The organism is Paractinoplanes aksuensis, from assembly GCF_024137025.1.
GTDB classification, from domain to species: Bacteria; Actinomycetota; Actinomycetes; order Mycobacteriales; family Micromonosporaceae; genus Actinoplanes; species Actinoplanes aksuensis.
The window spans coordinates 16,823-41,369 of the sequence record NZ_JAMYJR010000019.1; the positions used below are offsets into that span (position 1 = coordinate 16,823).

Below are 24,547 nucleotides of genomic sequence, written 5' to 3' on the forward strand. Positions count from 1 at the left end.
AGGGCAGGCTGACCCACAAGGCGATCTTCCCCCGATCGAGGTACCGATGTGAGGAAATCTCCTAACTTTTCAGTTATGCGGCCTCTGAGGCGGAATGTGGGTTGCGGTGCAGCCCGGCCGCCGATCCCTTCGCCTTCAGGCTCATGACGAACGCCAGCACCTTGGCCACCGTGCCGAAGAACTCGGCCGGGATCTCGTGGCCCACCTCGACGCCGCCGTACAGCGCCCGGGCCAGCGGCTTGTCCTCGACCATGGGCACCCGGTGCTCGGCCGCGAGCTCGCGGATCTTGGTGGCGAGCGGCCCCTGGCCCTTGGCCACCACGCGGGGCGCGCCCTTCTGCGGCTCGTAGCGCAGCGCCACCGCCACATGGGTCGGGTTGACCATGATGACGTCGGCCGTCGGCACGTCGGCCATCTGGCGGTTGCGGGCCATCGCCATCTGCCGGGCCCGGACCTGGGCCTTGATCAGCGGGTCACCCTCGGTGTTCTTGTACTCCTGCTTGACTTCTTCCTTGGTCATCCGCAGCTGCTTGTTGGTGCGGCGGCGGACCACGAAGTAGTCGGCCGCGGCCATCGCGATGCCGGCCACCGAGGCGGCCCGGATCAGGTTGAGGGCCGCGTCCACGACCGTGCCGAACAGCGCGGCCAGCGGCAGCTGCCCGGCACTCATCAGGGCCGGGAACACGTCCTTGGTCGTCGAATAGAGCACTCCGGCCAGCACCCCGGTCTTGACCAGGGCCTTCGTACCCTCCCAGAGGGCCTGCGGGCCGAGCATCCGCTTCAGGCCGGGCCACGGGTTGAGCCGGTTGAACTTGGGGATGAAGAGCTTGGTGGCGACCCGGATGCCACCCTGGGCCCCGGCCGCCGCGATGCCGACCACCATCATCGTCAGGGCCAGCGGCAGCACCGCCCACAGCGTGCCCATCATGGCCTGTTTGAGCAGCGCCATGGCCTGGGCCGGCTGGGGGTCGGCGATCACGTCGGGGATCTGGGCGACCAGCTTCTCGGCGTGCTCCATGGCCGTCTCGAGGGTGCGGGGCAGCATCACGCTCGCCGCCAGCATGCCGAACCAGGCGCCGATGTCCTGGCTGCGGCCGATCTGCCCCTCGCGTTTGGCCTTCTTGAGTTTCTGTTCTGTCGGTTGTTCGGTCTTCTCCCCCGACATGTCCGCTCACCCCCCGCTGAGCTGGATCACGGCGTTGACCGCGCGCTCCACGATCGCGTCGAGGACACCGGGCAGGGCCGTGATCGCGATGCCGGAGATGAGCAGGACCATGAAGATCTTGGCCGGGAAGCCGAGCTGGAACGCGTTGAGCGCGGGGGCGACCCGGTTGAGCAGACCGAAGGCGACGTCGGTGAGGAACAGGACGGCGATCAGCGGGCCGGCGATCTGGACCGCGGCCACGAACATCTCGCCGATGCCCTTGATCAGCAGCTCGTTGAAGGTGCTGGGCGTGAACGTCCAGTCGAGCGGCACCGTCTTGAACGACTGCAGGAAGCCGCGCAGCACCAGTTGATGGCCGTCGGTGGCGAAGAGCAGGGTGACGGCGATCAGGTTGTAGAACCGGCCGAAGATCGAGCTCTGGTTCTGCGACAACGGGTCGTACCCCATGGCCAGGGTGAAACCGCCGAAGAGGTCGATCAGGTCACCGGCGGCCTGCAGGGCCGCGAAGAGGATGGCGGTCACGAAGCCGAGCCCGGCGCCCACGAAGACCTGCAGGGCGACACTGAAGATGATGTCCGAGGTCTGCAGCGACGGCAGCGCGCCGCGCAGCTGCGGGAAGACCGGCAGCGTCAGGCCGATCGAGAGCAACGCCTTGACCGGGCCCGGGATGAGCCGCGAGTTGAACGGCGGGCAGACCATCATCCAGGCGCCGGTGCGAGCCGCGCCGAGCAGCAGCGCGAGCATCTCGGCGGTCGGGACGGACAGGTTCATCTATACGACGCCACCAGCGCCGTGAGGATCAACCCCCACCCGTTGACCAGCACGAACAGCAAAAGCTTGAAAGGTAAAGCAACAGTCACCGGTGGCAGCATCATCATGCCCAGGGACATCAGCGAGGCCGAGACCACCATGTCGATCAGCAGGAACGGGATGAAGATGACGAACCCGATGATCATGGCGGCCCGCAGCTCGGAGAGCACGAACGCCGGGATCAGGGTGGTCAGCTCGACGTCGTCGCGGTTCTGCGGCTTCTCGTCCCCGGCCAGCTTGAGCATCAGGGCCACCTCGTCCTCGCGGGTGGTGCGCCACATGAAGTCCCGCAACGGCTTGACGCCGTCGTTGAAGGCCTGTGACTGGGTCTTGTCGCCCTTCAGATAGGGCTGGACCCCCTGTTCGTTGATGGCCGAGACGGTCGGCCCCATGATGAACAGGCTGATGAACAGGGCCAGCCCGGCCAGCACCTGGTTGGGCGGCATGGAGGTCAGGCCGAGCGCGTTCCGGGTGATCCCGAGGACCATGAAGATCTTGGTGAAGCAGGTGCAGAGCAACAGCACCGCGGGCGCGACCGAGAGCACGGTCAGGCCGAGCATGACGATCAGCGACGTGGCCGGCCGGCTGCCGTCCGGGTTGGTGCCCTGGATGTTGACGTTGAGGTTGGGGCCGCGGGGCCGGACCGGCGGGGTCGGCGCGGGGGCTCGTTCCGGCACGGTGACCGTGTAGGCGATCGGGGCGGGCGCGCGCTGAGGCTCGGCCGAGGCCGGTCCGGGCAGCAGGACGAGCGCGAACCCGAGGCTCGCGAGCAGAGTGAACAGCGCGCGCTTGATCATTTGTGGCTGGTCCGATCGCGGAGGAACTCCATGGCCGAGCGCCAGGTGCGCGGCGACAGCAGCGATCCGTCCAGCCGCCCGGGCTTGGGCGCCGCCGGATGCCGCCCGGGCAGGTCGCCCGGGCCGTTGGCCAGCTCCGCGGTCAGCTCGGCGTCCACGGCCAGATGGTCGCGGTGCTCGGCCGGGTGCTCGAACAGCTCGATCTCGGCCTCGCCCAGCAGGCTCACCTGCTGATCGGTGACGCCCAGGATCATCGCCCGGTCGGCCACCTTGACCACGGCCAGCGCGGCGCCCCGGGACAGCTGCTGGCGGTTGAGCACGACCAGATCGCCGTGGCCGCGCCCGAGCAGGGGACGCCGCACGAGCCTCGCCAGGCCCCACATCATGCCGAGGATGACGAAGAGCGAGAAGCCGACCCGCAGCACGAGCTCGAACAAGGCCGTTACTCCCGCTCGGCGCCGGGCGAGACGATCTCGGTGACCCGGATGCCGAAGTTCTCGTCGACCACGACGACCTCACCCCGGGCGATCAGCCGGCCGTTGACCAGCAGGTCGGCCGGGCTGCCGGCGGCCCGGTCGAGCTCGACGATCGCGCCCGGGGTGAGCGAGAGCAGCTCGCGCACGCTCATCCGGGTGCGGCCCAGCTCGGCCGAGACCTCCATCTCGACGTCCTGCAGCATGTCCAGCCCGCCGCGCAACTGCACGGCCGCCGGTCCCCCGGCGTCCCGGCGGGCGACACCGCCCCCACCGGCATCGGCGGTGGGCCACGGGTTCAGGGCCAGCGCCAGCACGGCCCGGATCTGGTTGCCCTCGACCAGCGGCACCGCCACGGCGTCGTCCTTGGCGGCCAGGGCGCTCAGCGCCACCTGCGGCTCCATCACGACGCCGGGATCGAGCACGACCGGGCCGAAGACGCGGGCCGCGGCCTCGAGGGCCGGGCGCACCGCGGCGGTCAGGTCGAGCTCGCCGAGCGGGCTCTCCTTGAGCGCGTCCGCCAGGTCCTGCCCGACCACCACGACCACCTCGCCGGAGGCCGCGCCGCTGAACCGGGCGGTGACCGCCTGCCCCTCGGTCAGGGCGTCCGCGGTCGCCGCGATCGGGTCGGCAGCGACCAGGGGCCGGCTGGTGGGAAGAACTCCCAGCGCGGCCTCGGCCGCGTTACGGGCGAGCGCCAGCTGGGGCGCGGTGATGGTAGGCGCGGTCATGGGCGACCAGACTCCTTGGGCGAGGACTCCTTGGGGGCAGGCACGACGAGGCAGGCGAGCCGGGCCCCCTGATTACCGGGCACTGCATGGGCGAAAACGGTCTCGTTGACTGTCACCTCGAGAGGCTGACTGGTCGGGTGGCCGAGCGGGACGACGTCACCGGGCCGCAGGTCCACGATGTCATCGGTGCGCATCCGGATGGGCTGGAATCGCACCGCGACGTCGAGCGGGGCCAGGGACAGCCCGGCCGTCAGGTTGCTCAGCGCCGTGTCCTTGACCGCCCGCTCAGCCGCGCTCAGCACGACCGTCTCGGTCTTCGAGAGCACCGGCAGGATCGTGTTGAACGGCAGGCAGATCGTGTGGCTGGTCTCCTCGGCACCGATCTTGACGTCGAACGAGGCGATCACGCAGGCGTCACCGGGCTGATGGGCCCGGAGGAACTGCGCGTTGTACTCGATCTCCTTGAGCTTCGGGTGCATGTCGACGAGCGTCTCGAAGCCGTACCGCAGCTCGCCGAGCATCCGCTCCAGCAGGCCGCGCAGCAGGGGCATCTCGACCTCGGTCAGCGGCCGCTCCGGCTGGGGACCGCCGGGTCCGCCCAACATATGATCAATCGCGGTCATCGAGGCCGAGGTGGACAACTCGAACAGGGCCGACCCGGGCAGCGGGTCGAGCACGACCACGGCCAGCACCGTCGGATTGTTGAGGGCGGCCACGTACTCGTCGTAGTTCAGCTGCTCGATCCCGGCCAGCGTGACGTTGCTGACCGCGCGCAGGCGCGTCGTGAGCAATGTGCCGCAGCTACGGGCGTACGTCTCGAACGCGATCTGCAGCGTGCGGACGTGCTCACGGGAGAGCTTGATCGGCTTGCGGAAGTCGTACGGCGCCGGCCCGCCGCCATGGCCGCGGCGCGAGATCCGGCCCGAGGTACGTGCGGCGTTGGTCACGTTGTCCCCATCGGCTCGTTTCCGGAACGGCTGAGCGGGAGGGGCGTTTTTACGGGCTTACGACCGAAGAGGGCGGGTTCACCGGAGTGAACCCGCCCTCGTGGCTTGCCTGTGCTGTCGGTGTTACTGGGTGACGAAGGCGGTGTAGTAGACGCCCATCACCATCTTCTTGTCCTCCTCGGTGTACGCCTTGACGATCTTCGCGGTGAGCTCCTTCTTGAGCTCCTCGCGGCCCTTCTCGGTCGAGAGCTCGGCCAGCGACTTGCCGGTGTACTCGTCGATCGCCAGCTCGCGGGCCTCGCTGGTGTCGACCGACTCGGCGCCGGCGTCCGCGGTCTGCTGGAGCGAGAAGTTCAGCTTCAGGTAGTGACCGTCGGCCAGGTTGATCGTCATCGCGTCCTCGAGGGCCACCACACTGCCCTTGACCGGCGCGGCCTCGGCGGTGTCGCCCTTCATCATGAAGAACGCCCCGGCGCCACCACCGCCCAGCAGCACGACGGCGGCGATCACGATGATCATCAGCATCTTCTTGGACTTCTTCGGGGCGTCGGCGGCAGCAGTGGTCGTCTCGTCCTTGCTCATCTGAAAGCTCCTCTCAGTCGTGCGCTGGCGTAGTTGCTGGGTTGGTGTTTGTCTCGCTAGGTGTATCGGTGGTGCCAGTGCCGCTCTGAGCTCGCTTACCGGCTTGCAACGTGGTCTCACCGGTATGCAACTTGCTGTCGGCGCCGGATGCGGCCGGCAGCAGTGCCGCCTGGTCGGCGGTCAGCGTGGTGAGCACTACGACGTCCACGCGGCGGTTCATGGTGATCGACCGTGGGTCCTTCGGGTCGATCAGCGGCTTGGTGTCGGAGAAGCCGACGGCGCTCATGCGGTTCTTGGCCAGACCCCGGGCCACCAGGTAACGCACGGTGGTCGAGGCGCGGGCCGCGGAGAGCTCCCAGCCGCTGGGGTAGAACGTGGTCTTGGCGTTGAGCTGGTTGGTGTTGCCGTCGACCTCGATGCGGTTGGGCAACTTGGCCAACGTCGGGGCGATGGCGTCGAGGATCTTCCGGCCGCCGGGCCGCAGGTCGGCCCGGTTACCGGCGAAGACGACCTCGTTGGTCAGGACGGTGACCACCAGGCCCCGCCGGTCGATCGTGAACTTGACCGAGCCGAGCAGCTTCTGCTTGGCCAGGGCGTCCGAGATCTTGTTCTCGATCTTCTTGAGGTCTTCGGCTTCCTTGGCGGCGGCTTGAGCGTTTTTCGAAGCTTGCGAGCGTTCCTCGGCCGCCATGGCCGCCTTGACGGCCTCCTTCTGCTGCGCGGTCAGGCTGGACGAGCCGGCCTTGCCGTCGCCGGGGTTGGCGCCCGGGTCGATCTGCACGATCTCGGCCGAGTTGCCGGAGCCGTCCATCGGGCCGGTCTGGCCCTGGAACGCGACGCTCTGAGCGCCGAAACCGGACGACAGGCCCGACGCCAACTGGGCGAACTTCTTCATGTTGACGTCGCTCATGGAGTACAGAACGACGAACAGAACGAACAGCAGGGTCAGCATGTCGGCGTACGACACGAGCCAGCGCTCGTGATTGACGTGCTCCTCGTGCTCCTCGTGCGGCTTCTTACGCTTGCCCCCGCCACTGCTCATCGGGTCAGGCCGCCTTCTTGGTGTTCGCGGCCGCCTCGGCCTTCTTGGCCTCTTCCGGCGGGAGGAGGCTGCGGAGCTTCTGCGCCACCAGGCGCGGGTTCGAGCCGGCCTGGATGGCCAGGACGCCATCGACGACCAGCTCCATCTCCTCGGCCTCGACGGCGCTCAGCCGGGCCAGGCGGGACGCGATGGGCAGCCAGATCAGGTTGGCGCTGAGCACGCCCCAGAGCGTGGCGCAGAACGCGGCGGCGATGGAGTGACCGAGGGTGTCGGGCTTGTCGAGGTTCTCGAGCACGTGCACCAGACCCATGACCGTGCCGACGATGCCGATGGTCGGCGCGTAACCGCCCATGTTCTCGAACAGCTTGCCGCTGGCCTTGTCCGACTTCTTCTTGGCCGCGATCTCGGCGTGCAGGATGTCGTGCAGCTCGTCGGGGTCGGTGCCGTCGATGGCGAGCTGCAGGCCACGCTTGAGGAACGGGTGCTCGACCGTCTTGACCGCGTCCTCGAGGGCCAGCAGACCCTCGCGGCGGGCCCGTTCGGCCAGCTTGACGACCTCGTCGACGAGCTCGGTGGGCGGCGTCACCTTCTGGGTGAAGGCCCGGTTGAGCTGGCCGCCGACGCCGGTCCAGTCCTTCATGACACCGCCGGCCATGGCGGCCGCGAAGCCGCCGCCGAATACCAGCAGCATCGAGGGGATCAGCAGGATGGAGGCCGGCGAGCCGCCCTCGAGGATCTGAACGGTGAAGACGATGACGAGGCCGGCGACTACACCGACGATGGTTGAGATGTCCATCAGCGTCCATTCCGGTGCAGCGGGAGCACCTTGGCGTCATCGTCGTCGCGGTGATCGTCATCAGGCGACGGGGCGGAGGAGTGGGTGTTGGTGGGCTCGGACTCGAGACGACTGGCCTGGGCGATCAGCGAGGCGCGGTAGTGCCGCACGGAGTCGATGAACTCGGGCACGGACTCGGCGATGACGTACTTGGTGCCGTCGACCAGCGTGATGACCGTGTCGGGCGTGCAGTCCGCGCGCTCGATCAGGTCCGGGTTCAGGGCGAACACGGCACCATTGATGCGGGTTACGAGGATCACTTACAGCCGTCCCTGTTGGTGTAGTCCTGGGCTGGTGGGCCGTCCGTGGCCCCTCGTTATGTGTTTCGGCCTGTTTGCCGTGCCGATGAGGTCGAACGGGTGTGGATGCCGGTTCAAAGACAGACGGCCGGGACAAGCGTGAAAACGCCTGTCCCGACCGCCGACCGAGCTGATGCTGACTGATTAGCGCTTCATGCTGACGAGCTCCTGGAGCATCTCGTCAGAGGTCGTGATGATGCGGGAGTTGGCTTGGAAGCCGCGCTGGGCGACCACGAGGTTGGTGAACTCCTGGGCCAGGTCGACGTTCGACATCTCCAGCGCGCCGCTGATCACCTGACCGAGGCCGGCGCTGGTGGGCTGACCGACCTGGGCCAGACCGGAGTTGACGGTGGCCCGCCACTGCGAGTCGCCGGTCTTCTCGAGGCCGTTGACGTTCTTGAAGGTGGCCAGGGCGACCTGGCCGAGCACCTTCTTCTGACCGTTGCTGAAGGCGCCGATGATCTGGCCGGTGTCCGACACCGTGTACGACAGCGAGGCCAGCGTGCCGGCCGCGTTGCCGTTCGAGTCGGAGACCCGGGCCTCGGTGAGCCCGTGGTACATCGTCAGGTCCCCGCCGTCGACCGCGAACGTGTCACTGATGTTGGGGTCGATCGCCGTGGCTCCCGTGAAATTCAGCATCGCCTTCGTCGCCGGCGGCGTGGCGACCGGCTTGCCGTCCTGGAACTGGATGGTCGCGGTGACCGGCGTGGCCGGGCCGGCATCACCCGACTTCGTGAGGGTCACCGTCCAGTTCTGGGTGGCGGCCGTCGGATCCGCGGTGTCCCGCTTGAACTTCATCGAGAGGCTGATCGGGTTGCCGGTCTTGTCGAAGGCTTTGTACGGGATCTCGATGGCCGGGATGGTGGTCGGGTCGGTGACGCCTTCCGGCATGTCGTTGGTGAGGTTTCCCTTGACCTCGACCGTGCTGGTGGCCACCGGCGAGATGCTCTTGCCGAGCGGCATCTTGATGTCGCCCGGCTTGGCCGCCGGGTTCACCACCCCGTTCTCGTCGGCCGTCCAGCCCTGTACGGGCTCGCCGGTGGCCGTCGCGAGCGTGCCGTTGGCGTCGAAGAAGAACGAGCCGGCCCGGCTGTAGAGCTCCTCGTTGCCCCGGCGGGTCATGAAGAAGCCGTCGCCCTGGATCATCATGTCGCCGGCCTTGCCCGTGGTCTGGGCCGAGCCCTGGCTGAAGTTCGCAGTGATGCCAGCGTTGCGCACACCCAGGCCGACCTGGCCCGGGTTGGTGCCGGCCCCGCCGTTCTGGGGCGCTCCGGCGGCCGCGGTCATCTGGCTGAGGGTGTCCTGGAACTGGACCGAGCTCGCCTTGTAACCGACGGTGTTGACGTTGGCGATGTTGTTACCGGTCACGTCCATCATCTGCTGATGCGCGTGCAGGCCACTGATGCCGGAATAGAGAGAACGCAGCATGAATGGATCCTTTGCGGTTGAGGGATTACGGCTTCGGTGTCGCGCCGGTCGCGTCCGGTTTGATCTCCTGGACTTCCGTGACCTTCGACAGCGGCACTTCCGTGGTCCCGATCCGAAGCATCGGTTCGCTGTCGCCGTTGAGCTTGGCGGCCGAGATGACCCCGGTGGCCCGGGCGCCCCCGGCGTCCATGAACTCGACCGTCTTGCCGACCAGGGAGCTGGCGGTGATGAGTTGCTGACCCTTGAGCATGTCGGCGATGCCCTCGAGCTTCTCGACCTGGGTGAACTGGGCCGTCTGGGCCAGGAACTGGGTCGAGTCGGCGGGCTTGCTGGGGTCCTGGTACTTCAGCTGGGCCACCAGAAGCTTGAGGAACGTGTCCCGGTCGCCGAGGGTTTTGCTCTTCTCCTTCTCGGTGCCGGTGGCACCGGTGGCACCGGTGGCGCCGGCCGCGGCCGCGGCGCCGGAGAATCCGGAGATCGGCGAGGTCATGACATGCTCCCGTCCGTTGGCAGGCTCATAATCTGCTTCGACCGGTTCGGCAACTTGCTTAGACCCTAGAAAGAACGGGCCTGCCACCAGGGCAGACCCGTTCTCGAGGAAGAACTGTGATCACGGTGCGAGGGAGAGGCTGAACTTCCCCTTGCCGTACCGGTTGACCTCGACCTGCAGGTCGACCCGGCGGCCGAGCGCCATCAGGTGGGCCCGCGCGTCACCGGGCAGCGGCTCACCCGGGTAGACCACCTGGTAGAGCTTGATGTGCGGGCCGCCCTCACGGTTGAGCAGGCTGGTCAGCACGTTGCACAGCTCGCCGACGTTCTCGGCGAGGTTCGGGAACAGCTGCTTCTCGTCGATGCTGTCCTCGGCGGCGCCGGCCGGCAACAGGCCGAGCGCAGCGCCGGCGTTGGCCGCCAGCTTGAGATCCATGCCGAGGACGGCATACATGGCTTGCGCGGAGTCGGTGAAAATCGCGACCGTCGAGGTGGGAATCTCATCTGCGCTGATGGGCTCACCGGGGTTGACGGTCACCTCGCGGCCGAGCAGGTCCTCGAAGAGGTTGCGGACGGCCAGGGTGCCAGGAAGAACCGAAACATCGGACATGTCGTAATCATCCCAGAATAGGAGCGAAGACCTCGTCGAATCGTTCAGCCGAGAACGGCTTCACGATGAAAAAGAGAGCACCGGCCGCTTCGGCCTGTTCCTTCATCTCGTCCGTGCTCTCGGACGTCACGAAACCGAACTTGACGTCGTTGCCGGCCGCCCGCAGCTGCCGCAGCGCCTCGATGCCTGACATCTCGGGCATGTTCCAGTCCGAGAGCACGAGGTCCGGGTTCTCCGACTTGGTCATCTCGACCGCCTCGCGCCCGTTGGCCGCCTCGATCAGGTCGTGGTCGCCGAACCCGGCCTGCCGCAGGGTGCGGATCACGATCTGCCGCATCACCCGGCTGTCGTCAGCGATGAGAATCTTCATTCCGCGCCCTCCTTGTTGTCTCCGCGGCTCTGCCACATCGAAATTGACACCGGCTCGCCGTCCCACATCCCGTAGACCCCGGTGATCCGCTGGGTGTTGGGGTAGCGCGCCGTGGTTTCAGGAGCGAGCACCACCTGCGGCAGCGACAGCAACGCGCCGGGCGGCAGCATCGCCTTGACGTTGCCGCCGATGATGTTCGCGAGTTCGCCGAGCACGTCGGAAAGGTCCTCCTCGCTCACCTCGTCCGGCGCCATGGCCAGGAAGGCGGCGGCGGCCCGACGGGCCGCCTGTTGCGAGGACGCATAAACCACGTGCCCGGTCCAGGAACCGGTGATGGAGACCGAGGAATGCACCTCGGACGCCTGGTTCTCGTCGTAGGTCTGCATCAGCGGGCTCACGCCCTCCGGATCCAGGTACGACTCCCAGACCTGTTCCACCATCTCGGCGAGGTCGTTCTCGTTGACCTCGACTTCGACGCTCATGAGTTCGCTCCGGTCGGGACGAGGCCCAGCAGGGCCAGCTTCTCGATCATGGCTCCTTCGGTGAAGGGCTTGATCACGTATTCGTGCGCGCCCGCGGCGAGTGCCCGGACGATCTGACTCTGTTCGCTCTCGGTGGTGACCATGACCAGCGTCATCTCACGCAGGCGCGGGTCGGCCCGGGCGTGCGTCACGAACTCGAGCCCGTTCATGTTCGGCATGTTCCAGTCGATGAGGGCCAGTTCCGGCACCTCGGACATCGCGTGCAGCAGGTCGAGCGCCTCCTTGCCGTCGCCCGCCTCGATCGCCTCGAAATTCAGCTTGGTGACGATGCGCTTGAGGATCATGCGCATCGCCCGGGAATCGTCGATCACCATGGCGCGCATCCGCGTCATCCCCTTCTCATGGCGCCCGCGGGCGCCCCGGTACGGACTCGGTAGGCGGAGGTGCGGCCGGCGGCCACCCGCTCGTAGTTGTCGTCGATCCCGATCGTGGTCTCGGCCGCCCCCAGGAAGAGCCAGCCGTCCGGGCGCAGCAGCTTGGCCACGTTCTGCAGGACGGTGCGCTTGGTGGCGACGTCGAAATAAATCAGGACGTTGCGCAGGAAGATCACGTCGAACGGCTGCATGACCGGCAGCGGCGCGGTGAGGTTCATCAGCCGGAACGAGACGTTGCGGCGCAGGGCCTGGGTGATCCGCCAGTGCGCGCCGGCCCGCTCGAAGTACTGCACGAGCTGGGCCGCGGGCAGGCCCCGGTTCACCTCGACCTGGCTGTACTCGGCCGTCTCGGCCCGCTTCACCATCTCGGTCGAGATGTCAGTGCCCATGATGTCGTACGACCAGCCGGCCGGCAGCGCTTCCTGCATGGTGATGGCCAGGCTGTACGCCTCCTGCCCGCTGGAGCTGGCGGCCGACCACACCCGCACCTTGCGGGCCGCCGCGCGCGACTTGACCAGCTCCGGCAGCACCACGTCGGTGAGCGCCGCGAACGGCTCCCGGTCGCGGAACCATGAGGTCTCGTTGGTGGTCAGGGCGTCGATGATCTTGCGCTGCTTGGTCGGGTCGGGCCGGCGCTGCAGATCGGCCAGGAACTCGCTGACCCCGGACGCCCCGACCGCGCGGGCGACCGGGATGAGCCGGGCCTCGACCAGGTACTCCTTGCCCGGGGCGAGCACGATCGACGCCTCGCGCCGCACGAGCTGGGAGACGAAATTGAACTCGGCCTGCGACAGCGTCATCGAGCCACCGCCGCCGAGCGACCGGACTTGATCCGGCTGACCAGGTGGGCAGCAATCTTGTCGAGCGGCAGGATCTCGTCGGCCAGCCCCGCGCCGACCACGGCGCCCGGCATGCCCCACACCACCGAGGTGGCCTCGTCCTGGGCCAGCACCTCGGCGCCCGCGTCCCTCAGCACCTTCGCGCCACCTCTTCCGTCGTGTCCCATGCCGGTCAGCACGGTCGCGTAGGCCGAACCGCCGTACAGTGCCGCCACCGACCGGAACATGACGTCCACGGCCGGGCGGCACGAGTTCTCCGGTGGCGCCCCGCTGAGCTGGGTCAGCGTGGAGGTGCCGCGCCGGTGCAGCACCAGGTGTTTGTCCCCGGGGGCGACGTAGGCCCAGCCGGGGGTGAGCTCCATGCCGTCGCCGGCCTCGACCACCCGCAGCGGCGTGCTGCGGTCCAGCCGTTCGGCGAACATCTTGGTGAAGACGGGCGGCATGTGCTGGGTGATCACGATGGGCACCGGCAGGTCGGCCGGGATGCCGGTCAGCACCTTGGTCAGCGCGTCCGGGCCACCGGTCGAGGAGCCGATCGCGAGGATGTCGATCCGGCCGCCGGGGGCGGTGCGACGCGGCGCCGTACGGGCCGCGCCGGGACCGGGCAGCGGACCGGCCGGTGGTCGTCCGGGCCCGGTCGGCGGCAATCCCGCGCGCGGCGGGGCCGCTCCGGGCCGGGACAGGGGACGGGTGGGAGCGGCCGGCGGGGCGCCCGGACGGCGTTTGCCCGCGAGCGCGTAGATCTTGGGGACCAGTTCCTCGCGTACGGCCTTGATCGACTGATCGATGCTGCCGGTGTTGCTCGGCTTGGTCACGTAGTCGGTGGCGCCCGCCGAGAGCGCCTCCAGCGTGGCCGACGCGCCCGAGGCCGACAGCGTGCTGAACATGATCACGGGGATCTGCTTGTGCCGCTTGCGCAGCTCGCGGACCGCGGTGATGCCGTCCATCTGCGGCATCTCGATGTCCATCGTGATCACGTCGGGCTTGAGCTGGTCGATCTTGGCCTGGGCCAGCAGCCCGTTGGACGCCGTGGCCACGACCTCGATGCCGTCGGCGCCGCTGAGGGCATCGACGATCAAGCGACGGACGACCACCGAGTCGTCGACGACGAGGACCGATATCACCCGGTCACCTCCCTTACCCGAGCCACGCGGGGCCGAGGGCCGCGACCACCGGGGCGAGCAGCCGATGGGCGGTCGAGGTGTCCAGCAGGTCGCGTACGACCAGTGCCTGCACCGCACCGCTGAGCATGTTCCAGACACCGCCGGCCCGGTCGGCCAGCGGAATGGCAGCCGTGTCGACGGCCTGTACCAACAGCATCTGCGCTGCCGCGGCCGTGCGGACCCGATCCGACAGATAAGCCGCCCAGGACGCCGAATGCACGGCCGGCGACCAGCCCCCGGCGTTGCGGCGGGAGTCCTCGGCCGAGGCGATGAGCCGGCTGAGGTCGCTCGACCGCAGCGAGCGCAGCCGGTCGAGCAGGGCGGAGACCGTGTAGTGATGCGGACCGAGGTCGATCGGGGCGCCGGTCGGCAGCTTGCGCATGGCCGCCACCCAGCCCGCCCCCAGACCGCGACGGGTGTCGGCGTCCAAAACCTCGCGCAGGTAGCTGGCCACCGCGGCGTCGCACAGCAGCGCGGTGGCGGACGCGGCGACCTCGGTCTGCGTGGCGTCGCGCCCGGCACCGGTCCAGGTCCAGGCCATCACGTCGTACCGAACGCAGGTCAGCAGCGAGTCGACGGTGCCGATCGGGGCCCGTTCGACCAGGGCCAGGCTGCCCGCCGCGTCGTCCTTGTTCAGGCCCTTGAGCGACGGCATCCGGCGGGCGGCGCTCTCCACCTCGACCCAGAGCGGCCCGCGGACACCCTCGTCCGGCAGCCGGTCGGCGAGCACCGGCAGGTCGGCGGCCTGCAGGCGGAGTCCGCGCAGCATCACCTCGGCCGTGGCCGACCCGCCGGTGAGGCGGGTCAGGTCGAAGCCGAGCACCGGGGCGCTGACGAGGCTGTACATCAGGTGGTGGCGCGTTGCGTGTCGACGGCCTGGTTGACGTCGAGGGCCAGCATCAGCCGCCCGTCCAGTTTGAACGTCCCGACGACGAGCTCCCGGGTCGGCCCGCTGAGCGTGTCCGGCGGTGGCTCGAACGTGTCGTCGTCGAGGTCGACCACCTCGCCGATCCGGTCCACGACCAGGCTCACGGGCTCGCCGTCGCCGCGCAGGATCACGTTCATCACCTGGCCCTCCAGCGCCTTGCGGGCCATGCCGAGCTGCACCCGCAGATCGACCGCGGCGATCACCTGACCGCGCAGGTTGAAGAGCCCGCCGATGGCCGGCGGCGCCAGGGGTACCGGGGTGTACTCGCTGTACGAGAGCACTTCCTGCACCGTGTGCACCTCGACCCCGAAGAGCTGGCCGGCCACTTCGAAAGTGGCGAACTGTCGGCTCGCCATCTCAGGCCTCCACCAGCAACTCGTCGTTTTCCAGGTCGGTGTAGAAGTTCGGGTCGGCCGCGAGGATGGCCCGGCGCACGTCCAGCAACTCGGTCACCCGTTGCTGGATGACCGCGGTGCCGACCAGTCCGTCCTCCTCAGCGTCGCGGCGGGCCGTCGTCGAGTTCTCGGCGATGTCCACGATCCGGTCGACGACCAGGGCCACGCTGCGGGCGCCCTCGCTGTAGACCACGACCGACACGTTGTCGCCCTCGGGCTCCTCGCCGTACGCCCCGAGCAGATGCGACAGCCGCACCAGGGGCAGGATCTGGCCGCGGTACTGCACGACCTCGCGCGAACCGGCGTGCTCGATGCGGTTGCGCGGGAACTCCTCGAGCCGGGTGACCGTGTCCAGCGGGATCGCCACCCGCCGCTCGCCGACCGCCGTGACCAGCAGTCGCTCGCCCGATCCGGCGCCCTTGCCGGCCCGCGACGAGGCCTCCATGTTCTGCCGCTCGGCATCCGCGGTGAGGTGACTGCGCCGGGCCAGGGACGAGACGTCGAGGATCAGGCCCACCTTGCCGTCGCCGAGGATGGTGGCTCCGGCGTACAGCCCGATGTCCTTGAACCGGCTGTTGAGGGCCTTGACCACTACTTCTTCGGTGTTCAGGACCCGATCGACGACCAGGCCGAACCGGCGGCCGTCGGCCTGCAGCACCATGATGTAGACGCCCTCGTCGGCGCCGACGTCGAGGCCCAGGGCCCGGTCGAGCCGCACCAGTGGGAGCAACTTGCCGCGCAGGCGGTAGACGGGCGCGCCCGAGGCGTACTCGATCTTGGTGGACTGACCGTCGATGAAGACCAGCTCGAGCACCGCGACTTGCGGCACCACGTAGCGCTGCTCGCCGCAGTCGACGGTGAGGGCCTGGATGATGGCGAGCGTCAGCGGGATCGTGAGCCGCCAGACCGTGCCCTCGCCGGGCGTGGAGTCGACGCTGACCGCGCCGCCGATGCTCTCGATGTTGGTCTTGACCACGTCCATGCCCACCCCGCGGCCGGACACGTTGGTGACCTTGGCGGCGGTCGAAAAGCCGGGCTGGAAGACCATCGCCATGATGTCGCGGCGGTCCATGTTGGGGATCTGATCGGGGCGCAGCAGGCCGTTCTCGACCGCCTTCTGCGCGATCCGCTCCACGTTCAGGCCGGCCCCGTCGTCGGCCACCTCGACCGCGACGTGCCCGCCCTCGTGATAGGCGCGCAGCGTGAGCGTGCCCTCGGGGCCCTTGCCGGCGGCGACGCGCTGATCCGGGTCCTCGATGCCGTGGTCGACCGCGTTGCGCACCAGGTGGGTCAGCGGGTCCTTGACCGCCTCGAGCAGGCTCCGGTCGAGCTCGGTCTCCTTGCCCTGCATGACCAGCTGGACCTGCTTGCCGAGGCCGTTGCTGAGGTCGCGGACGACCCGGGGCAGCTTGGACCAGATGTGCTCGATCGGCTGCATGCGGGTCTTCATGATGCCCTCTTGCAGCTCACTGGTGATCATGCCGAGCCGCTGGGCGCTGCGCACGAGGGTCGCGTCGCCGGTCTCCATGACCCCGCGGACCAGCTGGTTACGGGCCAGCACGAGCTCGCCGACCATGTTCAGCAACGTGTCCAGCAGGTCGACGTCGACCCGGATGGCGCTGTCGGCGATGCTGCGCTTGGGCGCCTGGGCCTGCAGGGCCTCGTTGACCGCGGCCGGCTGAGCCTTGCCCTCGTCGAGCAGGATCGTGCCGAGCTTGCGCTCGTCGCCCTCGATCTGCTGGGCCAGGGCCGATCCGACGTCCTGGGCCTGGGCGGCGCCGGTCTCGACGAGAATCTCGCCGATCGGCTTGCGCTGGTTCTCGACCGGCTCGGGGGCCGGACGGGCCGGCATCTCCTCGAGCGGCTGCGGGGCCTCGGCGGCCTCCGCGGCGGGCGCCTCGGCCGCCGGCGGCGCCTCCTCGCCCGCGTTCATCTGGGCATTGACCTGCGCGATGATGGTCTCGATGTCGACGTCGCCCTCGGCCTGCGTCTCCTCGATCGAGGCGAGGATCGAGCGCACACCGTCGATGGTGGCGAGCAGCGTGGTGATCGTCGTCGGGGTCACCGGCATGACGCCGTCCCGCAGCTTCGACAGCAGCGACTCACCCGCGTGGGCCAGCTTCTCGAGACGCCCGAAGGCCAGGAAGCCGCTCGTGCCCTTGATGGTGTGGATCGCCCGGAAGATGCGCGAGATCAGATCGCGGGAATTCGGGTCCTGCTCCAGTTCCACCAGGTCACGGTCGATCTGGTCCAGGTTCTCGTGGCTTTCCATGAGGAATTCGCCAACGATCTCACCAAGGTCTTCCACGCTCGTTACCTCCTGCTCGGCGTTCCAAGGCACTCATCGACTGTTGACTGCGTCACCTGAGAACACCCGGACCGCAACCTCGTCCGTGCTCAGGCATCTCCGCCCGGGCGGCGGTAGCGGTAACCGAAGCCGCGCACGGATTCGATGGGCGACTCGTCCGGGTCGGACCAGCCGAGCTTGCGGCGCAGCCGGAGCACGGCGAACTTGACCCGCTCCTGGCCGATGCCGGTCGGGTCGTCCCAGGCCTGGGTCAGTAGCTGGTTGGGGCTGAGCACCGCCCCGGCATGCCGCACCAACGCGTTGAGCAGCCGGAACTCGGTCGGCGTGAGGCGCTTCTCGTCGCCCTTGACATAGACCCGCCGCTTGGTCGGGTCGAGGTGCACCAGCCCGTCGTCGTAGACCTGGCTGGCCCAGCTGTTCTGCCCGGTCGACGAGCGCCGCAGCAGCGCCTCGACCCGGGCCAGCAGCTCGTTGTTGGCGAACGGCTTGGTCAGGTAGTCGTCGGCGCCGCCGCGCAGCCCGCGCACCTTCTCGGCCTCCTGGCCGTGCGCGGTCAGCACGAGCACGGGCACGTCGGAGACGTCGCGCAGCCGCTCGAGCACCTGCCAGCCGTCCATCTCGGGCAGGCCGACGTCGAGCACCACCAGATCGGGGTGTTCGGCGTAGGCCTCCTTGAGACCGGTGCGGCCGTCGCCGGCGTGGGCCACCTCGTAGCCCGCCCGGCTGAAGAGCATCCGCAAAGCCAGTGCGATGTCCGGATCGTCCTCGACCACGAGTAGGCGACTCATTCTGTGCTCACCCTGCCCCACCCCTCGCTCGTGCTCATGTCCGGACACGACCGCCCGCCGCGCGCCGAGGGGGCGCCCGGGGAGTGGGTCGGTGTCGTGTGCTCGATAGCCGGCGTCGGAATCAACCGCGCAAAGCTCACGATAGCGTGATGTCACGGTCTATTTACGGACAGTGAAAGTTTAGCGGGCTGTTCGACGCGGACCCGGCCATTCGCCAGATCGCGCGAATCCCTTCAGCCTGACAAATTTTTCGGCCCCGGATTCCGGTTTCCGGCAAAGAAGGGACGTACGGCCAGAAAACGGATGCCATGTCTCTGGTGGGCGACTCGGCCCACCGGAAAGAGGAGGCAACCGTGCTCCAGGTGGTGCGACGTCTCGCCCTGCTCACGGCCGCGCCCGCCGCGCTGCTGGCCGCGCCCACGCCGGCCGACGCGGCGGTGCCCGTGCCGGCGGCGCCGCCGAGCGTCGTCGCGCCGCGTGTGCTGATGTCCCAGGTGGTCACCATGACCAACCGGCAGCGCTGGGCCAACGGCTGCCGGCGCTTGCTCACCGTGGACCAGGAGCTGACCGTGGCCTCGGTGCGCCAGAGCGTCTACATGGCGCGCACCGGGCGCTTCAGTCACGTCTGGAGCGACGGCACCACGTTCGTCCGGCGGTCCCACCTGGCCGGGTACGAGCAACCGGCCGGCGAGAACATCGCGTGGGGCTACCGCACGGCGACCGAGGTCATCGAGGCGTGGATGGCCAGCCCGCGGCACCGCGCCAACATGCTCAACTGCGGGGCCCATTCCATCGGGACCGGCGTCGTCTACGCGGCCAACGGCGTGCCGTACTACACCCAGGTCTTCGGCTGGGACTAAAAAGTGCAGCCGATGAGTACGGGCTCCGGGTGCAGCTCGACCCCGAACTTCTCGCGTACGCCGTCGCGGACCGTGCGGGCCAGATCGAGCAGCGCCCCCGTCGTGCCCGTCCCCCGGTTGGTCAGGGCCAGGGTGTGCTTGCTCGAGATGGCCACCCCGTCGCCCGCGAAGCCCTTGGCGAACCCGGCCCGCTCGATCAGCCAGGCCGCCGGGATCTTGACCGAGCCGTCGTCGCCCGGCCAGTGCGGGGCGTCGAGCCCGAGGCCGGTCCACTCGGCCGCGCTGACCACCGGATTGGTGAAGAAGGAGCCGACCGACCACGTGTCCCGGTCGGCCGGGTCGAGCACCATGCCCTTCTGCTCCCGCAGCTTCAGCACGGTGTCGCGGGCCTGCTGCAGGGCGACCCGGTCACCGGCCTCGACGCCCAGGTTGCGGGCCAGTTCGGCGTACCGGATGGGGGCCGACTCGGACGAGCGGGCGAGCCGGAAGTCGACCTCGAGCACCACGTAGCGGTCGTTGTGCTTGAACACGCTGGCCCGGTAGGCGAAGCCGCACTCGGCCGGGGGCATGACCCGGATCGTGCCGGTCCGCCGGTCGTACGCGTGCACCGCGACGATGGTGTGGGCGACCTCTTGCCCGTACGCACCGACGTTCTGGATCGGAGTGGCGCCGGCCGACCCGGGGATCCCGCTGAGGCACTCGACCCCGGAGAAACCCTGATCCACGGCGTACGCCACGAAGTCGTCCCACGGTTCGCCCGCGGCGACCCGCACGACGACGCTCTCCTCGTGGCTCTCGACCACCCGGATGCCCCGGGTGCGCAGCAGCACGACGGTTCCGTCGAAGCCGTCGTCGCCGATCACGACGTTGCTGCCACCGGCCAGAATCAGCACGTCGCCGGGCGCATTGCGTACTGTTGCGACGATTTGCTGGGTTTCGGTGGCGACCGTCAAGATGCTGGCCGGGCCGCCGAGGCGTAGCGTCGTGTACGCCGACAGGTCGGTTTGCGGGGCGGCGGTAGCGTCAGACACGCCAACCACCCTAGGCTCAACGGTTCGGGCATTCTCATCGGCGGTCCGGTGGAGCGGAGAGCAAGGCCATGAACAGGCTGCACGCGACGAAAGACTTCTGGCTGGCCGCATTGCGCGCCGACAGTCCCGCGCTGCAGGACGCTGTCGCCCAGGCCGGGGCCGACACGGCCGTGCCCTCGTGCCCCGGGTGGACGGTGGCCGACCTGGTCGAGCACCTCACCTCCGAGTTGCGCTGGGTGCGCGAGTCCGCCGCCCGCGGGGTGACCGAGCGGCCCGCCCCGGCCGAGGTGCCGTCCCGGCCCGAGTGGGCGGCGGCCCTCGACGGCCTGCGCCGCGAGCTCACCGGCACGATCGAGACGCTCGAGGCCCTCGACGCCGACTTCCCCGCGTGGAACTGGGCGCCCCAGGCCAAGAAGGCGTCGTTCTGGCAACGCCGCATGGCCCACGAGATCTCCGTGCACCGCTGGGACGCCGAGTCGGCGGCGCAGCGGGCCACGCCGATCGAGACCAAACTGGCCGCCGACGGGGTCAACGAGGTGCTCGACACCTGGCTGCCGGCCGGCCGCCGCAAGGGCCCGACCGACCTGCGGGGCGTGGTCCACCTGGTGGCGACCGACGCCTCGTACGAATGGTTCGTCCGGCTGCGGGGACCGGCCGGGGTGGCCCTGCTCGACACGGGCACGATCCTCGACTCCGACGATCATCACGCCCGCGCCCAGGCCACCGGATCGGCCAGCGATCTACTCCTGATGCTGATGGGGCGTATCGATACAGATCGCCTGGTGGTGACCGGCGACCCTCGCCTGGTATCGGCCCTCCGCACCGGGTAGCGCCCTTCCGGCCACCCCACCCGCCGCCCAAGTGCAGACTGAAGGCTGAGCTTAAATTCGACTTACCGAGATAACCAGGAGCTGTTCCGCTCCTATGATTAACCGGTTAAGTTCGGATGTCCAAGCACACCCTAGGAAGCGGGGAACGAACGCATGACGGCAACCGTCACGTCCACATCGGCGCAGCCGGCCCTCGCCGCGATCACCTTCCCCGACGACTTCATCTGGGGCGCCGCCACGGCGTCGTACCAGATCGAGGGCGCGGCGCGGGAGGACGGTCGCGGCCCGTCGATCTGGGACACCTTCAGCCGTACGCCGGGACGTGTGTACAACGGGCACACCGGCGACGTGGCCTGCGACCACTACCACCGCTACGTCGACGACGTGGCGCTGATGTCGGACCTGGGCCTGGCCTCCTACCGGTTCTCGGTCGCGTGGCCGCGGATCCAGCCCGACGGCACCGGCCCGGTCAACGTCAAGGGCCTCGACTTCTACGACCGGCTCACCGACGAGCTGCTGGGCAAGGGCATCGACCCGGTCGTCACGCTCTACCACTGGGACCTGCCGCAGACCCTCGAGGACCTCGGCGGCTGGGCCAACCGGCTGACGGCCGAGGCGTTCGGCGAGTACGCCCAGATCGTGCACGCCCGCCTCGGCGACCGCGTCAAGACCTGGACGACGCTGAACGAGCCGTGGTGCTCGGCCTACCTCGGCTACGGCAGCGGCGTCCACGCGCCCGGCAAGCAGGACCCGGCGGCCGTCTTCGCGGCGGTGCACCATCTGCTGCTCGGCCACGGCCTGGCCGCCCGCGCCCTGCGTGAGGCCGGCGCTCAGAGCATCAGCATCACGCTCAACCCGAACGTCGCGCTGCCGGTCGACCCGACCAGCGCCGCCGACCAGGAGGCCGTGCGGATCATCGACGGGCTCTCCAACCGGATGTTCCTCGACCCGCTGTTCAAGGGTCAGTACCCGGCCGACATGCTCGAGCACATGGCCCGCTTCACCGACCTGTCGTACATCGCGGACGGTGACCTGGCCACGATCAAGGCCCCGATCGACGTGCTGGGGATCAACTTCTATCAACCGGCGTACGTCTCGGCCAAGCCCGGCGCCCCGGCCGCGCTCGACCAGCCCGGCAGCGAGGGCATCGCCTGGCGCGCGCCCGACGGCCCGGTCACCGACATGAACTGGCTGATCGAGCCCTCGGCGCTGACCGGCCTGCTCAAGCGGATCAACGACGACTACCCCGGCATCCCGCTGCTGATCACCGAGAACGGCGCCGCGTACCCCGAGGGACCGTCGGCCGATGGCGAGGTTCACGACAGCCGGCGGGTCGAATATCTCGACGGCCACCTGCGCGCCTGCCATGATGCCTTGGCGGCCGGTGTCGATCTGCGGGGATATTTCGTCTGGTCGCTCATGGACAACTTCGAGTGGGCCGAGGGCTACCGCAAGCGGTTCGGGGTCGTGCACGTCGACTACGCGACCCAGCAGCGGACGCTGAAGGACAGCGCGAAGTGGTACCGGGAGGTGATCCGGCGCAACGGCATCGCGGCGTCGGACTCCAGCGAGGGGTGAGGTTTTTGTGGTGACGCGGGAGCGGCCGACGCTCGAAGCAGTGGCACGCCGCGCCGGGGTCTCCCGGGCGACCGTCTCCCGCGTCGTCAACGGCTCGACCTCGGTGGCCGCCTCCATCCGCGAGGCGGTCACCCGGGCCGTCGACGAACTGGGCTACGTGCCCAACCAGGCTGCCCGCAGCCTGGTCACCCAGCGCACCGAGTCGATCGCGCTGATCCTGCCCGAGACGGCCAACCGGGTCTTCTCGGACGACCTGTTCTTTCCGGCCATCATCCGCGGCGTCGGCGTCGAGCTCGAAGCGGCCGACAAGCAGCTGGTCCTGATGATGGCCGGTTCGCTGAAAAGTCACGGCCGGGTCGAGCGCTACGCCGTGGCCGGTCACGTCGACGGCGTCATGTTCGCCTCGATGCACGGCGCCGATCCGCTGCCCGGCACGCTGGTCTCGCTGGGCATCCCAGTGATCTGCAGCGGCCGCCCGCTGAGCCTGCCGAATCCGAGGGGCGCCGGAGTGCCCTATGTGGACGTCGATCATTTCGGTGGGGTCTGCGCCGCCGTACGCCACCTGGTGGCCACGGGCCGCCGCCGAATAGCCACCATCGCGGGCCCGCAGGACATGGTGGCGGGCATCGACCGGCTCGCCGGTTACCGGGCCACGCTCGAAGAGGCCGGCCTGGCCCAGCACGTCGCCCTCGGCGACTTCACCCGCGAGTCGGGCATTCAAGCCATGCGTACGCTGCTGGCCGACGACCCGAAACTCGACGCGGTCTTCGTGGCCTCGGACATGATGGCCCACGGCGCGCTGATCGCCCTCAAGGACGCCGGCCGCCGGGTGCCCACGGACGTCGCGGTGATCGGCTTCGACGACTTCGAGATAAGCCGCTACAGCGACCCGCCCCTGACCACCGTCCGCCAGCCGATCGCCGACATGGGCCGCACGATGGCCCGCCAGCTGCTCGGCCTCATCAACGGCGAGCAGGGCCTGCCCGACGCCGTGGTGCTACCGACGGAGCTGGTGGTCCGCGAGTCCGCCTGAGGCCGGAAGCCCGAGTGACTGCCGGGCCAGCAGCGTGGCCCCCGCGATGGCGGCCGGCATCAGCAGGATCGCGCCGAGCGGGATCAGGAAACAGCAGAAGACGGCCACGCCGAAACCGAGGGCCATCGGCCGGTTCGTGGACAGCACCGCCCGGCGCTGCCGCAGCCGCTGTCCGCGCCGCTGGAACGGCACACCCGTGAGCTCGACGGCCAGCAGCCACCCACCGAGCGCGCCGCCCAGCACCGGGATGACCGTCTGGCCCACCACCGGCAGGAAGCCGAGCAGGAAGAGCGGCACACCGATCAGGATGGACAGTCCGATCAGCCGCAACGAGTCGGCCAGGCTGCGCCGCAACGAGGGCCAGAACCCGACCTCGACCTCGTCCGGCACGCCGCCGAACCTGTCCTCGACCAGCTCGGAGATGCGCTCGTAGAACGGGTCGCCGATGAGCAGGGTGACCGCGGTGAAGGTCAGGATGCCGAGCAGCACCGACAGGCCGAGCAGACCCAGCCCCGCGAACACCCGGGCCACGTCACGGACCCACTCGGCCCAGTCGTCGGCGAACCAGGTCACCGTACGGGAAAGCTCGGGCAGATAGTCGATCAGGAAGAACAGGGCGGTGCCGTAGAGCAGACCCGCGATCACGGCGGGGATCAGCCCGAGCCCGAGCAGCTTGGGGCTGCGCAGCACGATGCCCAGCCCACGGCCGAGCAGCCCGGCGCCGAGAAAGAACTGCTTGACGACACCCAACGGCCGACCGGCCTCAGCATTCACGCCCAGCAGCGTAGAGCAAGGCTGCGGCCGTCAGGGGAACAGCGTGGGCAGCTCGGTGCTGCTGGGGGCCGAGGACGGTGGCTCGGCGTCGGGCGGGGTGCTCGCCTCCGACGGGTCGGTCGGGGTGGGGACGGGCGGCTCGTCCAGGGGCGGGAGCGGGGGCTCCGACACTCCGGACGGCACTACGACCGGCGGCGGTGTGGGGGACGGCGACGTGCTGATGACCACTGGGGACGTGGTGGGGACGAATGGCTGGGGGACCGCCGACGCGGGGAGCGTCGACGGCTTGGGACGGTAGGGACCGGCCGAGTAGCGCACGGCCACCGGCGTCGTCCGGGCCGTGGTGGGGGCCGCGCCCAGGACGCTCTCGCCGCCGGGAACTCCCACTGCAGCGGGGAGTTTGACCGGGGCGGCGAGGTTCCAGCCGACCGCGACGGCGACCGGCAGCCCGAAAGCTACGAGTCCGACAAAGACTGATTTAGGGGATAGCCGCACGTTCTAGACAACGTGCCGAGAGCCGAAAAAG

At 69.1% G+C, this 24,547-nt stretch carries 29 protein-coding genes; 4 read left to right on the top strand and 25 right to left on the bottom strand.

The annotated features are described in order from the left end of the window. Positions 1 to 73: 73 nt before the first annotated feature. The 22 genes from M1L60_RS18610 to M1L60_RS18715 all read right to left on the bottom strand — a co-directional run bounded on the left by M1L60_RS18610 (position 74) and on the right by M1L60_RS18715 (position 17,915). Positions 74 to 1,165 (bottom strand): EscU/YscU/HrcU family type III secretion system export apparatus switch protein, encoded by a 1,092-nt coding sequence (locus M1L60_RS18610; protein WP_253238706.1) that lies wholly within the window; start codon positions 1,163 to 1,165, stop codon positions 74 to 76. Positions 1,166 to 1,171: 6 nt separating this feature from the next. Then, positions 1,172 to 1,936: a flagellar biosynthetic protein FliR gene (gene fliR / locus M1L60_RS18615; RefSeq protein WP_253238707.1), complete on the bottom strand. Its 765-nt coding sequence runs from the start codon at positions 1,934 to 1,936 to the stop codon at positions 1,172 to 1,174. Continuing rightward, positions 1,933 to 2,772, bottom strand: a complete 840-nt coding sequence (gene fliP / locus M1L60_RS18620; RefSeq protein ID WP_253238708.1) for a flagellar type III secretion system pore protein FliP — start codon at positions 2,770 to 2,772, stop codon at positions 1,933 to 1,935. The genes fliR and fliP overlap by 4 nt, the downstream gene beginning before the upstream one ends. Then, positions 2,769 to 3,209 carry a FliO/MopB family protein gene (locus M1L60_RS18625; RefSeq protein WP_253238709.1) on the bottom strand — a complete coding sequence of 147 codons (441 nt, stop codon included), beginning with the start codon at positions 3,207 to 3,209 and terminating at the stop codon, positions 2,769 to 2,771. The genes fliP and M1L60_RS18625 overlap by 4 nt, the downstream gene beginning before the upstream one ends. A gap of 5 nt (positions 3,210 to 3,214) precedes the next feature. Further along, complete coding sequence (gene fliN, locus M1L60_RS18630; protein WP_253238710.1) at positions 3,215 to 3,976, bottom strand: flagellar motor switch protein FliN; 762 nt, start codon at positions 3,974 to 3,976, stop codon at positions 3,215 to 3,217. Next, positions 3,973 to 4,923, bottom strand: coding sequence for a flagellar motor switch protein FliM (locus M1L60_RS47875; RefSeq protein WP_253238711.1), 951 nt, complete (start codon positions 4,921 to 4,923; stop codon positions 3,973 to 3,975). The genes fliN and M1L60_RS47875 overlap by 4 nt, the downstream gene beginning before the upstream one ends. Before the next feature lie 123 nt (positions 4,924 to 5,046). Continuing rightward, the gene (locus M1L60_RS18640; protein ID WP_253238712.1) at positions 5,047 to 5,505 is read right to left on the bottom strand and encodes a flagellar basal body-associated FliL family protein; all 459 of its coding nucleotides are present in this window, start codon (positions 5,503 to 5,505) and stop codon (positions 5,047 to 5,049) included. 13 nt (positions 5,506 to 5,518) lie between these two features. Beyond that, positions 5,519 to 6,547, bottom strand: coding sequence for an OmpA/MotB family protein (locus M1L60_RS18645; RefSeq protein WP_253238713.1), 1,029 nt, complete (start codon positions 6,545 to 6,547; stop codon positions 5,519 to 5,521). Between the two features lie 4 nt (positions 6,548 to 6,551). Continuing rightward, positions 6,552 to 7,343: a flagellar motor protein gene (locus M1L60_RS18650; protein ID WP_253238714.1), complete on the bottom strand. Its 792-nt coding sequence runs from the start codon at positions 7,341 to 7,343 to the stop codon at positions 6,552 to 6,554. After that, positions 7,343 to 7,642 carry a flagellar FlbD family protein gene (locus M1L60_RS18655; RefSeq protein WP_253238715.1) on the bottom strand — a complete coding sequence of 100 codons (300 nt, stop codon included), beginning with the start codon at positions 7,640 to 7,642 and terminating at the stop codon, positions 7,343 to 7,345. The genes M1L60_RS18650 and M1L60_RS18655 overlap by 1 nt, the downstream gene beginning before the upstream one ends. A 183-nt stretch (positions 7,643 to 7,825) precedes the next feature. Then, positions 7,826 to 9,109 carry a flagellar hook protein FlgE gene (locus M1L60_RS18660; RefSeq protein ID WP_253238716.1) on the bottom strand — a complete coding sequence of 428 codons (1,284 nt, stop codon included), beginning with the start codon at positions 9,107 to 9,109 and terminating at the stop codon, positions 7,826 to 7,828. Positions 9,110 to 9,134: 25 nt separating this feature from the next. Then, positions 9,135 to 9,599 carry a flagellar hook assembly protein FlgD gene (locus M1L60_RS18665; RefSeq protein WP_253238717.1) on the bottom strand — a complete coding sequence of 155 codons (465 nt, stop codon included), beginning with the start codon at positions 9,597 to 9,599 and terminating at the stop codon, positions 9,135 to 9,137. A 120-nt stretch (positions 9,600 to 9,719) separates the two neighbouring features. Continuing rightward, positions 9,720 to 10,208 (bottom strand): hypothetical protein, encoded by a 489-nt coding sequence (locus tag M1L60_RS18670; RefSeq protein ID WP_253238718.1) that lies wholly within the window; start codon positions 10,206 to 10,208, stop codon positions 9,720 to 9,722. Positions 10,209 to 10,215: 7 nt separating this feature from the next. Further along, positions 10,216 to 10,578: a response regulator gene (locus M1L60_RS18675; protein ID WP_253238719.1), complete on the bottom strand. Its 363-nt coding sequence runs from the start codon at positions 10,576 to 10,578 to the stop codon at positions 10,216 to 10,218. Beyond that, positions 10,575 to 11,060, bottom strand: coding sequence for a chemotaxis protein CheX (locus tag M1L60_RS18680; RefSeq protein WP_253238720.1), 486 nt, complete (start codon positions 11,058 to 11,060; stop codon positions 10,575 to 10,577). The genes M1L60_RS18675 and M1L60_RS18680 overlap by 4 nt, the downstream gene beginning before the upstream one ends. Next, positions 11,057 to 11,443, bottom strand: coding sequence for a response regulator (locus M1L60_RS18685; protein ID WP_253238721.1), 387 nt, complete (start codon positions 11,441 to 11,443; stop codon positions 11,057 to 11,059). The genes M1L60_RS18680 and M1L60_RS18685 overlap by 4 nt, the downstream gene beginning before the upstream one ends. A 5-nt stretch (positions 11,444 to 11,448) precedes the next feature. Beyond that, the gene (locus M1L60_RS18690) at positions 11,449 to 12,294 is read right to left on the bottom strand and encodes a CheR family methyltransferase (protein ID WP_253238722.1); all 846 of its coding nucleotides are present in this window, start codon (positions 12,292 to 12,294) and stop codon (positions 11,449 to 11,451) included. Continuing rightward, positions 12,291 to 13,457 carry a protein-glutamate methylesterase/protein-glutamine glutaminase gene (locus M1L60_RS18695; protein ID WP_253238723.1) on the bottom strand — a complete coding sequence of 389 codons (1,167 nt, stop codon included), beginning with the start codon at positions 13,455 to 13,457 and terminating at the stop codon, positions 12,291 to 12,293. The genes M1L60_RS18690 and M1L60_RS18695 overlap by 4 nt, the downstream gene beginning before the upstream one ends. 13 nt (positions 13,458 to 13,470) lie before the next feature. After that, positions 13,471 to 14,343, bottom strand: a complete 873-nt coding sequence (locus tag M1L60_RS18700) for a hypothetical protein (protein ID WP_253238724.1) — start codon at positions 14,341 to 14,343, stop codon at positions 13,471 to 13,473. Then, positions 14,343 to 14,780 (bottom strand): chemotaxis protein CheW, encoded by a 438-nt coding sequence (locus M1L60_RS18705; RefSeq protein ID WP_253238725.1) that lies wholly within the window; start codon positions 14,778 to 14,780, stop codon positions 14,343 to 14,345. Before M1L60_RS18705 ends, M1L60_RS18700 begins: the two co-directional genes overlap by 1 nt. A 1-nt stretch (position 14,781) precedes the next feature. Beyond that, complete coding sequence (locus tag M1L60_RS18710; protein ID WP_253238726.1) at positions 14,782 to 17,127, bottom strand: chemotaxis protein CheW; 2,346 nt, start codon at positions 17,125 to 17,127, stop codon at positions 14,782 to 14,784. An 89-nt stretch (positions 17,128 to 17,216) separates the two neighbouring features. Beyond that, positions 17,217 to 17,915: a response regulator transcription factor gene (locus M1L60_RS18715; RefSeq protein WP_253238727.1), complete on the bottom strand. Its 699-nt coding sequence runs from the start codon at positions 17,913 to 17,915 to the stop codon at positions 17,217 to 17,219. Between the two features lie 308 nt (positions 17,916 to 18,223). Here M1L60_RS18715 and M1L60_RS18720 point away from each other — a divergent pair, with 308 nt between their 5' ends. Beyond that, on the top strand, positions 18,224 to 18,775 hold the full coding sequence (locus M1L60_RS18720) for a CAP domain-containing protein (protein WP_253238728.1): 552 nt from the start codon (positions 18,224 to 18,226) through the stop codon (positions 18,773 to 18,775). Here M1L60_RS18720 and M1L60_RS18725 read toward each other — a convergent pair. Further along, on the bottom strand, positions 18,772 to 19,806 hold the full coding sequence (locus M1L60_RS18725; RefSeq protein ID WP_438862130.1) for a UDP-N-acetylmuramate dehydrogenase: 1,035 nt from the start codon (positions 19,804 to 19,806) through the stop codon (positions 18,772 to 18,774). The genes M1L60_RS18720 and M1L60_RS18725 overlap by 4 nt on opposite strands. A 68-nt stretch (positions 19,807 to 19,874) precedes the next feature. Between M1L60_RS18725 and M1L60_RS18730 the strand changes: the two genes are divergently transcribed. The 3 genes from M1L60_RS18730 (at position 19,875) to M1L60_RS18740 (ending at position 23,247) form a co-directional block, all read left to right on the top strand. Next, the gene (locus M1L60_RS18730) at positions 19,875 to 20,636 is read left to right on the top strand and encodes a maleylpyruvate isomerase family mycothiol-dependent enzyme (protein ID WP_253238730.1); all 762 of its coding nucleotides are present in this window, start codon (positions 19,875 to 19,877) and stop codon (positions 20,634 to 20,636) included. Between the two features lie 153 nt (positions 20,637 to 20,789). After that, positions 20,790 to 22,214 (top strand): GH1 family beta-glucosidase, encoded by a 1,425-nt coding sequence (locus tag M1L60_RS18735; protein ID WP_253238731.1) that lies wholly within the window; start codon positions 20,790 to 20,792, stop codon positions 22,212 to 22,214. Positions 22,215 to 22,221: 7 nt separating this feature from the next. Further along, entirely contained in the window at positions 22,222 to 23,247 is a 1,026-nt protein-coding gene (locus M1L60_RS18740) for a LacI family DNA-binding transcriptional regulator (RefSeq protein WP_253238732.1), read from the top strand. Here M1L60_RS18740 and M1L60_RS18745 read toward each other — a convergent pair. Together M1L60_RS18745 and M1L60_RS18750 are read right to left on the bottom strand one after the other, a co-directional pair. Continuing rightward, positions 23,212 to 24,021, bottom strand: a complete 810-nt coding sequence (locus M1L60_RS18745) for an EI24 domain-containing protein (RefSeq protein ID WP_253238733.1) — start codon at positions 24,019 to 24,021, stop codon at positions 23,212 to 23,214. The two genes, M1L60_RS18740 and M1L60_RS18745, sit on opposite strands and share 36 nt — an antisense overlap. Before the next feature lie 30 nt (positions 24,022 to 24,051). Next, positions 24,052 to 24,408 carry a hypothetical protein gene (locus tag M1L60_RS18750; RefSeq protein ID WP_253238734.1) on the bottom strand — a complete coding sequence of 119 codons (357 nt, stop codon included), beginning with the start codon at positions 24,406 to 24,408 and terminating at the stop codon, positions 24,052 to 24,054. Between the last annotated feature and the right edge of the window lie 139 nt (positions 24,409 to 24,547).